At 72.6% G+C, this 13,304-nt stretch carries 12 protein-coding genes; 2 read left to right on the plus strand and 10 right to left on the minus strand.

Annotation, left to right across the window (positions count from 1 at the left end; translation table 11 throughout):
• Nucleotides 1-38: 38 nt before the first annotated feature.
• Nucleotides 39-563, plus strand: a complete 525-nt coding sequence (locus JNO44_RS10590; protein ID WP_205363357.1) for a nuclear transport factor 2 family protein — start codon at nt 39-41, stop codon at nt 561-563.
• Nucleotides 564-573: 10 nt separating this feature from the next.
• Here JNO44_RS10590 and JNO44_RS10595 read toward each other — a convergent pair whose 3' ends face one another.
• The 10 genes from JNO44_RS10595 to fmt form a co-directional block, all read right to left on the minus strand.
• Nucleotides 574-1,029 carry an Lrp/AsnC family transcriptional regulator gene (locus tag JNO44_RS10595; RefSeq protein WP_039638050.1) on the minus strand — a complete coding sequence of 152 codons (456 nt, stop codon included), beginning with the start codon at nt 1,027-1,029 and terminating at the stop codon, nt 574-576.
• Nucleotides 1,030-1,039: 10 nt separating this feature from the next.
• Complete coding sequence (locus tag JNO44_RS10600; RefSeq protein WP_039638049.1) at nt 1,040-2,512, minus strand: amino acid permease; 1,473 nt, start codon at nt 2,510-2,512, stop codon at nt 1,040-1,042.
• 354 nt (nt 2,513-2,866) lie between these two features.
• Nucleotides 2,867-4,330: a GuaB1 family IMP dehydrogenase-related protein gene (locus tag JNO44_RS10605; RefSeq protein ID WP_205363359.1), complete on the minus strand. Its 1,464-nt coding sequence runs from the start codon at nt 4,328-4,330 to the stop codon at nt 2,867-2,869.
• 171 nt (nt 4,331-4,501) lie between these two features.
• Complete coding sequence (locus JNO44_RS10610) at nt 4,502-4,945, minus strand: barstar family protein (RefSeq protein ID WP_205363361.1); 444 nt, start codon at nt 4,943-4,945, stop codon at nt 4,502-4,504.
• The gene (locus JNO44_RS10615) at nt 4,942-5,406 is read right to left on the minus strand and encodes a guanyl-specific ribonuclease (RefSeq protein WP_078875984.1); all 465 of its coding nucleotides are present in this window, start codon (nt 5,404-5,406) and stop codon (nt 4,942-4,944) included. The genes JNO44_RS10610 and JNO44_RS10615 overlap by 4 nt, the downstream gene beginning before the upstream one ends.
• Nucleotides 5,407-5,532: 126 nt before the next feature.
• A complete protein-coding gene (locus tag JNO44_RS10620; protein ID WP_067353902.1) occupies nt 5,533-6,522 on the minus strand; it encodes a sugar-binding transcriptional regulator in 990 nt (329 codons plus the stop codon).
• Nucleotides 6,523-6,729: 207 nt separating this feature from the next.
• A complete protein-coding gene (rpe, locus tag JNO44_RS10625; protein WP_039638046.1) occupies nt 6,730-7,410 on the minus strand; it encodes a ribulose-phosphate 3-epimerase in 681 nt (226 codons plus the stop codon).
• A gap of 130 nt (nt 7,411-7,540) precedes the next feature.
• Nucleotides 7,541-9,763: an NADP-dependent isocitrate dehydrogenase gene (locus JNO44_RS10630; protein ID WP_205363363.1), complete on the minus strand. Its 2,223-nt coding sequence runs from the start codon at nt 9,761-9,763 to the stop codon at nt 7,541-7,543.
• Between the two features lie 149 nt (nt 9,764-9,912).
• On the minus strand, nt 9,913-11,352 hold the full coding sequence (locus JNO44_RS10635; protein ID WP_189856601.1) for an RsmB/NOP family class I SAM-dependent RNA methyltransferase: 1,440 nt from the start codon (nt 11,350-11,352) through the stop codon (nt 9,913-9,915).
• 145 nt (nt 11,353-11,497) lie between these two features.
• Nucleotides 11,498-12,436 (minus strand): methionyl-tRNA formyltransferase, encoded by a 939-nt coding sequence (gene fmt / locus JNO44_RS10640; RefSeq protein WP_205363365.1) that lies wholly within the window; start codon nt 12,434-12,436, stop codon nt 11,498-11,500.
• Between the two features lie 250 nt (nt 12,437-12,686).
• Here fmt and JNO44_RS10645 point away from each other — a divergent pair, with 250 nt between their 5' ends.
• Nucleotides 12,687-13,241 (plus strand): hypothetical protein, encoded by a 555-nt coding sequence (locus JNO44_RS10645; RefSeq protein ID WP_205363366.1) that lies wholly within the window; start codon nt 12,687-12,689, stop codon nt 13,239-13,241.
• The last annotated feature ends 63 nt before the right edge of the window (nt 13,242-13,304 follow it).

Raw genomic sequence — 13,304 nt, forward strand, 5'->3', positions numbered from 1 at the left:
CTTGACCTCAAGTTCGCTTGAGGTCGCAGGATCGCTGCATGACCACACACGAGATCGCGACCGCCGCCCCGATCACCCCCGCCGCCGAGGCCACCGAGACGGCGCGGCAGCTGCGCCACCTCACCGACCGCGCCGCCGTCGCCGACCTGCTGGGCCGCCATCTGCGCTCCCTGGACGAGGGGGTGTTCGACGAGGCGTGGGGCCGCGCCTTCTTCACCGCGGACGCCACCGCCGAGATGCCGCTCGGCACCGTCCGCGGCCGGGACGCCATCGTGGCGCGGATCCGTGCGGGGATGGCACTGTTCGACCGGACCGTGCACCTGGGCGGCGCCCCGGTCATCGAGATCGACGGCGACCGGGCGACCGCCCACGGACCCCAGCTGAGCACCCATGTACTGGCGGACGGGTCCGAGGCGCTCTTCGTCTCCGGCGGCCAGGCCGAGACCGAGCTGGTGCGCACCCCGGACGGCTGGCGGATCGCCGCCTGCGCCCTGCGCGTCGTATGGACCCGGGGCACCCCGCCGCGCCTGCCGGCGGGGATGGGGCCGGCGGACGCCGCCTGAGCGCCGGACCTCAGCCGGGCGTCCCCGCCCCGTAGCGGCGCAGCAGCGGGGAGAGGACCAGGACGGACTTGGTGCGCTCGACGAACGGTTCGCCGGCGATCCGCTCCAGGACCCGTTCGAAGTGCCGCATGTCGGCGGCGAAGACCTGCACCAGGGCGTCCGCCTCACCGGTGACGGTGGAGGCGGACGCCACTTCCGGGTAGCGCGACAGGCCGCGGTGGATCGCCTCGGGCGAGGTGTTGCGGCGGCAGAAGATCTCGATGAACCCCTCGGTCTCCCAGCCGAGGGCGGCGGGGTCGACGCGCACCGTGAACCCGGTGATCGCGCCGTCCGCCCGCAGCCGGTCCACCCGGCGTTTGACCGCCGGTGCGGACAGTCCGACCTCCTGGCCGATGTCCGCGTAGCTGCGGCGGGCGTCCTCGGCGAGGGCGTGGACGATGCGTTCGTCGAGATCGTTCAGTCGCACTGCGGGTGGATCACTTCTCTGCGGTGGCCAATCGGGAGCGGCGCATGCCGTATCCGAAGTAGATCACAAGGCCGACCACCATCCAGACACCGAAGACCACCCAGGTCACCGGGCCGAGTTGGGTCATCATGAAGGCGCAGAGCAGGAAACCGATCGCCGGGAAGAGCGGGGAGAACGGGGTGCGGAACGCCCGCGGCATGTCGGGACGGGTCTTGCGCAGCACGATCACAGCCACGTTGACCAGCGCGAACGCGAAGAGCGTGCCGATGCTGGTGGCGTCGGCCAGCTCGCCGAGCGGCACCGCGGCGGCGAGCACGCCGCAGAAGAGGCAGACGATCACGGTGTTCACCCGCGGCACGCCGCTCTTGGGGTGAACCTTGGAGAACGACTTGGGCACCAGCCCGTCCCGGGACATCGCGAAGAGGATCCGGGTCTGGCCGTAGAGCACGGTCAGCACGACGCTGGCGATGGCGACGACGGCGCCGAAGGCCAGCAGCACCGACCAGTAGCCGTGACCGGTGACGGTCTTGAGGATCCCGGCGAGCGCCGCCTCCGAGCCCTTGAACTCCTGCCACGGCAGGGCGCCCACCGCGATGGCCGCGACCAGGCAGTACAGGGCGGTGACGATCACCAGCGACAGCATGATCGCGCGGGGCAGGTCGCGCTGCGGGTTCTTGGCCTCCTCGCCCGCCGTGGAGGCGGCGTCGAAGCCGATGTAGGAGAAGAACAGGGTGGCGCCGGCGGCGCTGACCCCCGCCATGCCCATCGGCATGAAGTTGGCGTAGTTGCCGGACTTCACGCCCTGGATCGCGACGCCGCAGAAGAGCAGCAGCGTGGCGATCTTGACGATCACCATGATGGTGTTGGCCCGGGCGCTCTCCCTGGCGCCGCCCAGCAGGAACACCATCGCCAGCACCACGACCAGCAGGGCCGGCAGGTTGAAGTAGCCACCCTGGCCCGGCGGCGCGGAGAGCGCGTCGGGGATGGTGAAGCCCAGCGTGCCGTCGAGGAACTCGTTGAGGTACTGGCCCCAGCCGACCGCGACGGCCGCCACCGAGACGCCGTACTCCAGGATCAGGCACCAGCCGCAGACCCAGGCGACCAGCTCGCCGAGGGTGGCGTAGGCGTAGGAGTAGGACGAGCCCGAGACCGGGATGGTGCCGGCCAGCTCGGCGTAGGAGAGCGCGGAGAACAGTGCCGTGATGCCGGCGATGACGAACGAGAGGACGACCGCCGGCCCGGCGTCCGGGACGGCCTGGCCGAGGACCACGAAGATGCCGGTGCCGAGCGTGGCACCGATGCTGATCATCGTCAGCTGCCAGACGCCCATCGAGCGGCGGAGGGTGCCCCCCTCGCCCTTGCCGCCCTCGGCGACCAGCCGCTCCACCGGCTTGCGGCGCATCAGCCGAGTGCCGATTCCTCCGGCGGCGGGCGGCCCGGAATAGCTGTCCCGCGGGGGCGGGACTGCGCCGTTCTCCAACACGAGGGGCTCCTTCGTCGCTGCCGGTCAGACTGACACATTCCGGCACATTCCGGTGACAGGACCGCAGCGGCCAGGCAGGCAGGACGAACCACCCTGCAGCAGGAGACCGCCGAGCAGGCGGTCTCCGCCACTCCACGTACAGCGCATGACCTTACGGCCCCTCGTTGACCTGCCGTAATGCAGGATCCTTGCGCAACCGCGGTGGAACGTTGCGCACGGCGGCGAAGGGCGGCGGAACGTTGCGCTCCACCTCAGTGAATCACGGTCCCGCCCGTAGAACGCAACCGGCCCCGCACCAGGTCGGTGCGGGGCCGTTGAGCGGCGCGAGCGGAGCCGGCAGCGGGCTCCTGGAGGTCAGCTCCAGCTGTTGTGCAGGGGCTTGCCCTCGGCGTAGCCGGCGGCGCTCTGCACGCCGACCACGGCCTTCTCGGCGAACTCCTCGACCGACGCGGCGCCGGCGTACGTGCAGGAGCTGCGGACGCCCGCGATGATCGAGTCGATCAGGTCCTCGACGCCGGGACGGGCCTGGTCGACGAACATCCGCGAGGTGGAGATGCCCTCCTCGAACAGCGCCTTGCGGGCGCGGTCGTAGGACGACTCCTCGCTGGTGCGGTTGCGCACCGCACGCGCGGAGGCCATGCCGAAGCTCTCCTTGTACGGCCGGCCCTCGGCGGTGTGCTGGAGGTCGCCCGGCGACTCCAGGGTTCCGGCGAACCACGAGCCGATCATGACGTTGGACGCGCCCGCGGCCAGCGCCATGGCCACGTCGCGCGGGTGCCGCACGCCGCCGTCGGCCCAGACGTGCTTGCCGTACTTCTTCGCCTCGGCGGCGCACTCCAGCACCGCGGAGAACTGCGGGCGGCCCACGCCGGTCATCATGCGGGTGGTGCACATCGCGCCGGGCCCGACACCGACCTTGATGATGTCCGCGCCGGCCTCGATGAGGTCGCGCACGCCGGCGGCGGCGACGATGTTGCCCGCGACGATCGGGACCTGCGGGTCCAGCGCCCGAACGGCCTTGATCGCGCTGATCATCGACTCCTGGTGGCCGTGCGCGGTGTCCACGACGAGCGTGTCCACGCCGGCTTCCAGCAGCGCCTTGGCCTTGCCGGCCACATCGCCGTTGATGCCCACGGCCGCCGCGATCCGCAGCTTGCCGTCCGCGTCCGTGGCGGGGGTGTACAGGGTGGCGCGCAGCGCGCCCTTGCGGGTCAGGATGCCGACCAGCATGCCGTCCGCGTCGACCGCGGGGGCCAGCTTGCGGTTGGCGGCGTCGAGGCGGTTGAACGCCTCGCGGGGGTCGATGTCCGCGTCCAGGACCAGCAGGTCCTTGGACATGACCTCGGACACCTGGGTGAAGCGGTCCACCCCGGCCAGGTCGTGCTCGGTGACGACACCGACCGGCCGGCCGCCCTCGACGACGATGCCCGCGCCGTGCGCGCGCTTGGGCAGCAGCGACAGCGCGTCCGCCACGGTCGAGACCGGGGACAGCACGATCGGCGTGTCCAGCACCAGGTGGCGCTGCTTGACCCAGGTGATGACGTCTGTGACGACGTCGATCGGGATGTCCTGCGGGATGACGACCAGACCGCCGCGGCGGGCGACCGTCTCGGCCATGCGGCGGCCGGCGATCGCCGTCATGTTGGCGACCACGAGGGGGATCGTCGTGCCGGAGCCGTCGCGCGAGGCGAGGTCCACGGCCTGGCGGGAGCCCACCGACGAGCGGCTGGGCACCATGAAGACATCGTCGTAGGTCAGGTCGTAGGGCACCGAAGAACTCTCTTCGAGGGCGCCGTTCTTCGGATTGAGGAATCGCATACCGCCAGGATACGGGCCCTGACCAGGACTCATGTGATAGTCCTACGGCCACCTGGGCCGTGTGTGTGATCCGCCAATCCGCAGTCCACCCACCGGGACGCCGCCTCACGGGACGCATGCGTCACGTCGCGGAACGGCGCGGCACGGCGCCCCGTGGGGCCGTGCCCCCGGCTACGTCCCCTGCCGGCCGCGCCCACCGGCCATGATCACCGAGAGCCCGGTGTCGGTGTCCCGCCAGTAGCCCACGGCGTCCGCCAGCACCTGCTCGAACACGCTCCAGTCCTCCGGCGCGGCGCCCGCGTACCCCTGCCAGTCGGTGACGACCAGCAGCCGGCCGCGCGCCGGGGGGCACCAGGACAGATCGGTCAGACAGTCGGCCAGCGCGTCCCAGTTGTGGCCGAAGTACGCCGGGAAGTCCAGGGCGGCGGCGCACCGGTCGAGGAACCCGGCCTTGTCCGCGACCCCGTCGAGATCCAGCGCGGCAGCGCTCCAGCCGGCGTCCTCGGCCGCGGCCAGGGCGTCCGCCACCGGGCGGTCGGCCGGCCAGGGCAGCACCCCCGCCGGCGTCCGCCCGTCGAGCACCGCGGCCAGTGCCGGAGGTACCTCGGGGCTCACCGCAGCACCGCCTTGAAGTTCTTGTAGTGGTCGTCGGTGTAGAAGAACTCGTGGTGCTTGCCGGTGATCAGGCGGCGGGCGCCGCGGTTGCGGGCGCCCGGGGTGTCGACCGTGTACTCGTGGTAGTAGCCGCGCGGCTCACTGGGCAGCCGCTTCTCGTAGTTGCCGAAGACGGTGCCGTCCTTCGGGTACGGGAACGGCCCGCCGGCGTCGATCAGCTTGAGGGTGTGCTGCGCCTCGGCGGGCAGCCGGCCGGCCGGGACGGTCGGCAGGCCCTTCGCCCAGCCCGGTGCGGTGGTGCCGCCGGACGGCCGGCTGGCGGACGCGGACGGCCGGTGCGTGCCGGCCGAACTCCCTTTGCCGTCACCGCCGGTGGAACAACCGGTCAGGACGAGGAGCAGCGCGGCGAACAGCGCGCCGACGAGGGCGGCGGCCCGGCGCGGGGCGGTGTGGATCAGCATGCGCCGATGCTGTCACAGCCACGCGCGGGCTGCTCGCCGGCGGGCGCCGGAGCCTGTCGTCACCCTCCCGTCGTCCGCCCGCCGGACGGCAGGCGGGAGTGTGCCGACAGACCCCGGGGGCCCGCTTCACTTCCCGTCGGGGTCCGCCCGGTCCAGGGCCGGCCGCGGGCCGGGACCGGTCTCCAGCAGCAGGTGGTCGGCGGCCGCGGTGTCCGTCACCAGGCTCGTCACGAGCCCGGAGCGGAGCACCGCGCCGATGGCCGCGGCCTTGCGCCGGCCGCCGGCGATCGCCACGACCTCCGGGATGCGGCGCAGCCGGTCCGCCTCGACGGTGATGCACCGCTCCCCGAGGTCGCGGCCGATGCGCCGGCCCTCGGCATCGAAGAGGTGCGCGGACATCTCGGCGGCCGCGCCCAGCGAGGCGTAGTGCTCCCGCTCCTCCTCCGACAGCATGTCGTAGACGGTCGAGACACCCGGCTCCCACGAACCGATGGAGACGCAGGCGACGGTGACCTTGTCGAAGTACTCGAAGGCGCGGGCGATGCCGGTCTGGCCGCGCAGCGCGGCGGCGGTCGCCGAGTCGGGCAGCAGCATCGGCGCGTAGATCGGGTGCGCCTCGCCGCCGGACACGTCGGCCGCGCGGCGGACCGCCTCGACCGAGCCGCGGTCGGCGGTGCCGGCGTCGTAGACCCCGGTCAGCTGGACGACGGTGCACGGCGGCAGCCGGTGCAGCGCCGCCGCCATGTGAATCGTCGAGCGGCCCCAGGCGAGGCCGAGCACATCGCCCTCGGCGACGAGTTCGCCGAGGAGGTCGGCGGCCACCTCGCCGAGGTTCTCCGGGTCGGCGGCGTCCTCGGAAGCGTCCGCGGGCGATTCGACGACGACCGCGTGCCGCAGGCCGTAGCGGGCACGCAGGGCGTCGGAGCGCTCCGCGTCCAGTTCGGAGGGCACCCGGATCTCGATCCGTACGAGATCACGCTCCAGGGCCGTCTCCAGGACACGGGCGACCTTGAAGCGGCTGACGCCGAACTCCTCCGCGATCTGGATCTTGGACTTGCCCTCGAGATAGAAGCGGCGGGCCATGGCCGCGGCCTGCACCAGCTCGGCGGGGCCCATTCCGGACTGCGGGCGGCTGGCTACCACGAAAATCTCCCCTTTTGCGCATCTGATCGAGTCTTTGCTCATCCTTTCAGAAACCCGAGGTGTACGGGGACCAAGAGCGGCACGACGGGCATGAACGCTCGGTTGCCACCAGGTCAACCGCCGGCACGCAACGCGCCGGACGGACCGGTCCCGGGCCCCGTGACGAGCCGGGCGACTCGATCAGTGGGCGCAGCCCCAGCTCGCGGCCGTCGCCGCCTCGGCCTTCTCCCGCAGGTCGCGGACGGCCTTGGCCGGATCGTCCGCACCGTACACCGCGGAACCGGCCACGAAGACGTCGGCGCCGGCCTCCGCGCACCGCTCGATGGTCTCCGCCGAGACCCCGCCGTCCACCTGGAGCCACATCTGAAGACCGTGCCGCGAGATGAGCTCCCGGGTGCGGCGGATCTTCGGCAGCATGATGTCCAGGAACGCCTGACCGCCGAAGCCGGGCTCGACGGTCATGATCAGCAGCATGTCGAGTTCGGGCAGCAGGTCCTCGAACGGCTCGATCGGGGTCGCCGGCTTCAGCGCCATCGACGCCCGCGCACCCTTGGCCCGGATCTCCCGCGCCAGCCGCACCGGCGCCCCGGCCGCCTCCGCGTGGAAGGTGACCGAACCGGCCCCGGCCTCCACGTACTGCGGCGCCCAGCGGTCCGGGTCCTCGATCATCAGGTGCAGGTCGAGGGGGGTGTCCGTCGCCTTGCTCAGCGACTCGACGATCGGCACGCCGAGCGTGAGGTTGGGGACGAAGTGGTTGTCCATCACGTCGACGTGGAGCCAGTCGGCGCCCTCGACGGCCCTCGCCTCCTCGGCGAGGCGGGCGAAGTCTGCGGACAGGATGCTGGGGTTGATCAAGGCCATGCCCCCAGTATGGCGGTCCCGTCAGGGACCGACCGCGCCGGGCCGCGAGAGCCCCGTCACCCCGGCGACACCGGGCCGCCCCGGCCGGACGCGCGGCCCGGCCGGGGCGGACGAGGTGGTGCTACGGTGCTCAGCCCTGCAGGGTCGCCAGCGCCTGGTTCAGCGTCTTCGAGGGACGCATCACCGCGGACGCCTTGGCCGGGTCGGGGCGGAAGTAGCCGCCGATGTCGACCGGGGAGCCCTGCACCGCGATCAGCTCGTCGACGATGGTCTGCTCCTGCTCGGTCAGCGTCTTGGCCAGCGGCCCGAACGCCTCGGCGAGCTGCGCGTCGTCGGTCTGCTTGGCCAGCTCCTGGGCCCAGTAGAGCGCCAGGTAGAAGTGGCTGCCGCGGTTGTCGATGCCACCCAGCTTGCGGCTCGGCGACTTGTTCTCGTTGAGGAACGAACCGGTCGCGCGGTCGAGGGTGTCGGCGAGGACCTTGGCACGGGTGTTGTCCGTGGTCGTCGCGAGGTGCTCGAAGCTGACCGCGAGCGCGAGGAACTCGCCCAGGCTGTCCCAGCGCAGGTAGTTCTCCTTGACCAGCTGCTGGACGTGCTTGGGGGCGGAACCACCGGCACCGGTCTCGAACAGGCCGCCGCCGTTCATCAGCGGGACGACCGAGAGCATCTTGGCGCTGGTGCCCAGCTCCAGGATCGGGAACAGGTCGGTCAGGTAGTCGCGCAGGACGTTGCCGGTGACCGAGATGGTGTCCGCGCCGCGGCGGATCCGCTCCAGGGAGAACGCGGTCGCCTCGACCGGGGCCAGGATCTTGATCTCCAGGCCCTCGGTGTCGTGCTCCGCGAGGTAGGCGTTGACCTTCGCGATCAGCTGGGCGTCGTGCGCGCGGGTCTCGTCGAGCCAGAACACCGCCGGGTCGCCGGTGGCGCGGGCGCGGCTGACGGCCAGCTTGACCCAGTCCTTGATCGGCGCGTCCTTGGTCTGGCAGGCGCGGAAGATGTCACCGGCGGCGACGGCCTGCTCGATGACGACGTTGCCCTGCGCGTCGACCAGGCGGACGGTGCCCGCGGCCGCGACCTCGAAGGTCTTGTCGTGGGAGCCGTACTCCTCGGCCTTCTGCGCCATCAGGCCGACGTTCGGCACCGAGCCCATGGTGGCCGGGTCGAACGCGCCGTGCGCCCGGCAGTCGTCGATGACGGCCTGGTAGATGCCGGCGTAGCTGCTGTCGGGGAGCACCGCGAGGGTGTCCGCCTCCTGGCCGTCCGGGCCCCACATGTGGCCGGAGGTGCGGATCATCGCGGGCATGGACGCGTCCACGATGACGTCGCTGGGGACGTGCAGGTTGGTGATGCCGCGGTCGGAGTCGACCATGGCCAGCTCCGGGCCCTCGGCCAGCTCGGCGTCGAAGGACGCCTTGATCTCGGCGCCGTTGGACAGCGCCTCCAGGCCCTTGAAGATGCCGCCGAGGCCGTCGTTCGGGGTGAGGCCGGCCGCGGCCAGCGCCTCGCCGTACTGGGCGAAGGTCTTGGGGAAGAAGGCCCGTACGACGTGGCCGAAGATGATCGGGTCGGAGACCTTCATCATCGTGGCCTTCAGGTGCACGGAGAACAGCACACCCTCCGCCTTGGCGCGCGCGACCTGGGCGGCGAGGAACTCACGGAGCTGGGCGACGCGCATGACGGAGGCGTCCACCACCTCGCCCGCGAGCACCGGCACCGACTCGCGCAGCACGGTGGTGGTGCCGTCCTCGGCCACCAGCTCGATGCGCAGGGAGCCGTCCTCGGCGATCACGGCGGACTTCTCGGTGGAGCGGAAGTCGTTCTCGCCCATGGTCGCGACGTTGGTCTTGGAGTCGGCGGTCCAGGCGCCCATGCGGTGCGGGTGCGCCTTGGCGTAGTTCTTCACCGACGCGGGCGCCCGGCGGTCCGAATTGCCCTCGCGCAGCACGGGGTTGACGGCGCTGCCCTTGACCTTGTCGTAGCGGGCGCGGGTCTCGCGCTCCTCGTCGGTCTTCGGGTCGTCCGGGTAGTCCGGCAGCGCGTAGCCCTGCTCCTGGAGCTCGGCGATGGCCGCCTTGAGCTGCGGGATGGAGGCCGAGATGTTCGGCAGCTTGATGATGTTCGCGCCGGGGGTCTTGGCCAGCTGGCCGAGCTCCGCGAGGGCGTCGGCGATCCGCTGGTCCTCCTTCAGGCGCTCGGGGAAGCTGGCGATGATCCGGCCCGACAGGGAGATGTCGCGGGTCTCCAGCGTCACCCCGGCCGTCGCGGCGTACGCCTCCACCACCGGCAGGAACGAGTACGTCGCCAAGGCCGGGGCCTCGTCAGTGTGGGTGTAAATGATGGTCGAGTCAGTCACCGGGTACTCCGCTCCATCCACGTCTCAAATATTGCTCGACGTCAAGATATCAAGATTGCTCGACATCAAGATATCTGGTGCTCCGATCCGCTCCCCCGGCGGTGCGGCCCCTCGTACGACGGGGGCCGCCCACCACGGGAACGGGTCCGTCAACCGGTCCGCCGCAACAGCGCCAGATACATCGCGTCGGTCCCGTGCCGATGCGGCCACAGCTGGACGTCCGGCCCGTCGCCGAGCTCCGGAACACCCGGCATCAGCGGCCGGGCGTCGATCCACTCGGCCTCGACCGCCGGGCCGCCGCGCCCCTTGAGGACGTCCTCCACCACCGCCCGGGTCTCCGCCGGATGCGGCGAACAGGTCGCATAGCCGACCACGCCGCCGACCCGCACCGCCGCCAGCGCCTGCCGCAGCAGCTCCCGCTGGAGCGGCGCGAAGCCGTCCAGGTCCTCGGGGCGGCGCCGCCAGCGCGCCTCGGGCCGGCGGCGCAGCGCGCCCAGGCCGGTGCACGGCACGTCCACCAGCACACGGTCGAAGGCCCCCGGCCGCCACGCCGGACGCGTGCCGTCGGCGGCGATCACCGCGTACGGCCCGGGGTTGCCGTCCAGCGCCCGGGCCACCAGCCGCGCCCGATGCGGCTGCTTCTCCGACGCCAGCAGCGCCGCGCCGCGCTGCGCCGCCAGCGCGGCCAGCAGCGCCGCCTTGCCGCCCGGTCCCGCGCAGCCGTCCAGCCAGGTGCGGTCCGGGCCGTCCAGCGGCGCGCCGGCCAGCGCCAGCGCGACCAACTGGCTGCCCTCGTCCTGCACCCCGGCGCGGCCCTCGCGCACCGCGTCCAGCGCGCCCGGCTCCCCGCCCTCGGCGAGCCGGACCGCGTACGGCGACCACCGGCCCGGCACCGCGCCGTCCTCGCCCGCGGCCGCCAGCAGTTCCTCCGCCGTGGACCGACCGGGCCGCGCCACCAGCGTCACCTCGGGGCGCTCGTTGTCCGCGGCCAACAGCTCCTCGATGCCCGCGCGTCCGCCGCCCAGGGCGTCCCAGAGCGCGGAGACGACCCAGCGCGGGTGCGCGTGCACGATCCCCAGGTGCTCCTCGGGATCCTCGTCGTACTCCGGCGCCACCCGCTCCAGCCAGTCGTCCAGATCGTGCGCCGTGACCTTGCGCAGCACCGCGTTGACGAACTTCGCGCGGCCGTCGCCGAGCACCACCCGGGCCAGCTCCACGGTGGCGCTGACCGCGGCGTGCGGCGGGATCCGGGTGCCGAGCAACTGGTGTGCGCCGAGCGTCAGCACGTCCAGCACCGGCGGGTCCACCTCGCGCAGCGGCCGGTCCACGCAGCGCGCCAGGATCGCGTCGTAGGTGCCCTGGCGGCGCAGCGAACCGTAGACCAACTCGGTGGCCAGCGCCGCGTCCCGGGCGTCGAAGTCGCCGGCCTCCCGCGCCTTGCGCAGCAGCGGCGGCAGGACCAGATTCGCGTACGCGTCCCGCTCGTCCACGGCCCGCAGCGCCTCGAACGCGAGGATCCGGACCGGGTCCTTCTTCGGGCGGCGGTAGGGCTTGCGGGTGCCGTGACGGCGCGGCGGCTGCTGACTCACAGAAAGGTGCTCCGGTATTACGGGACGGGGTCCGCCCCAGCCTACGCGGGCCGGAAGCCGGCGGCGCGGGCGGACGGCCCCCGGCGGCGCACCGCAGGAGCGGTCGGTGCTACGGGTCGTCCCGTGATGCCTGGCGGGGCAGCCCTTAGTCGCCCAGGCGCTCGCCGGCCGCGATCCGCACGCCGCGCGCCCAGTCCGCGGCCTGCATGGGCTTCTTGCCCTGCGGCTGGACCCAGAGCAGCTGCACGGGGTGGCTGCCGCTGCCCACGTGCACCGTCTTCTTGGTGACGCCCAGTTCGCCCGGCTCCAGGGCCGGTCCGTCGTGCCCGGCGGCCGGCGCGGCCGCCATCACCTTCAGCCGCTCGCCGCGGAAGACCGTCCAGGCGCCGGGCGCCGGCGCACACCCGCGGACCACCCGGTCCACCCGCAGCGCGGGCGCCGTCCAGTCGATCCGGGCGTCCTCGACCTCGATCTTCGGGGCGAGGGTGACCCCCTCCTCCGGCTGCTGCACCGCCTTGAGGGTGCCGTCCTCGATGCCGTCCATCGTGGCGACGAGCAGACCGGAACCGGCGAACGCCAGCCGGGTCAGCAGATCGCCGCTGGTGTCCGAGGACCGGATCTCCTCGGTGAGCACCCCGTACACCGGGCCGGAGTCCAACCCCTGCTCGATCTGGAACGTGGTGGCGCCGGTGATCTCGTCGCCGGCGAGCACCGCGTGCTGCACCGGCGCGGCGCCCCGCCACGCCGGCAGCAGCGAGAAGTGCAGGTTGACCCAGCCGTGGGTCGGGATGTCCAGCGCCGCCTTGGGCAGCAGCGCTCCGTAGGCGACCACCGGGCAGCAGTCCGGCGCGATCTCCCGCAGCCGGGCGAGGAAGTCCTCGTCCCGCGGCTTGACGGGCTTGAGCACCTCGATGCCGGCCTCCTCCGCGCGCTCGGCGACGGGGCTGGCGACCAGCCGGCGGCCCCGCCCGGCCGGCGCGTCGGGCCGGGTCACCACGGCCACCACCTCGTGCCGGTCCGAGGCGATCAGGGCATCGAGAGCGGGTACGGCGACCTCGGGGGTACCGGCGAAGACAAGCCTCATGGGTGACGGACTACCTCTCACGCGCTGCGGAACGACGCACCAGTCTATGGGCCTTGGCGCAGGTCATGGGCCGGAACGCCAGGGGGCGTGCGAAGTCGTCCGCGCCCCGCGCACACGCTCGTACGCCCCTGCACCGTGACCAGAGTCGCTGCTGGCGCGTTGGTCAAGCAGCATTGACCGCTTCACGGGCCGCTTTGGCGGCCCGATCGCTTTCCCCCTTCCTTTCCACGCCGGTTCGAGAGGCTTGCTCATGGCCGACCACGCAACCCACGACGCCCAGGCGCGCGCCAGCCTGCATCTCCTGGTGCGGGACATCGAGCGGGTCCGCCGGCAGGTGGACGCCCTGCGCACGCTCACCGCGCAGCTCGGCAACGTCTACCGGCCGCGGCGCACGGGCCCCTCCGCGGGCTTCGTCGTCTACGGACGGGCACCCGCCCCCACCGTGCGCCTCGCCCAGGAGCTGCGCGACAGCGTCGAGACGCTCGTCACCGCGGCAGTCGACTTCGACCGTTCGCTGGGCTTCTCCTGGGACGCGGTGGGCTCCGCGCTCGGCGTCACCAAGCAGGCGGTGCACCGTCGTTACGGCGCCCGGCGGGCCGCCACCCAGCCGTCCGGCGACAGCGGAGACGAGACGGTGCGCTCCCCGGACGCCTCGGCGGCCTCCGCTGCCCGCGCGGTCAGCATGGCCGGCGGCCTGACCGGCCCCGCCGCCGTCCCCGCCGCCCGCTCCATGCCCACCCAGCCCACCGCGTCCTCCCGCGACGAGGCCCGCCCCGGCGCCTTCCCCGGCCCCCGCAACGGCTGAACGACTCCCCCGCCCCGGACACCACGCCTGTGCCGCACCACGCGCCGGCACCCGGGACCGCCT

This window comes from Streptomyces noursei (genome assembly GCF_016917755.1).
GTDB lineage: Bacteria > Actinomycetota > Actinomycetes > Streptomycetales > Streptomycetaceae > Streptomyces > Streptomyces yunnanensis.

Excerpts from the sequence above, each read along its gene's own strand:
- JNO44_RS10590 (WP_205363357.1), top strand. The coding sequence starts at position 39 with ATGACCACACACGAGATCGCGACCGCCGCCCCGATCACCCCCGCCGCC.
- JNO44_RS10605 (WP_205363359.1), bottom strand. The coding sequence starts at position 4,330 with ATGCGATTCCTCAATCCGAAGAACGGCGCCCTCGAAGAGAGTTCTTCG.
- JNO44_RS10615 (WP_078875984.1), bottom strand. The coding sequence starts at position 5,406 with ATGCTGATCCACACCGCCCCGCGCCGGGCCGCCGCCCTCGTCGGCGCG.
- JNO44_RS10620 (WP_067353902.1), bottom strand. The coding sequence starts at position 6,522 with ATGGGCCCCGCCGAGCTGGTGCAGGCCGCGGCCATGGCCCGCCGCTTC.
- rpe (WP_039638046.1), bottom strand. The coding sequence starts at position 7,410 with ATGGCCTTGATCAACCCCAGCATCCTGTCCGCAGACTTCGCCCGCCTC.
- fmt (WP_205363365.1), bottom strand. The coding sequence starts at position 12,436 with ATGAGGCTTGTCTTCGCCGGTACCCCCGAGGTCGCCGTACCCGCTCTC.
- JNO44_RS10645 (WP_205363366.1), top strand. The coding sequence starts at position 12,687 with ATGGCCGACCACGCAACCCACGACGCCCAGGCGCGCGCCAGCCTGCAT.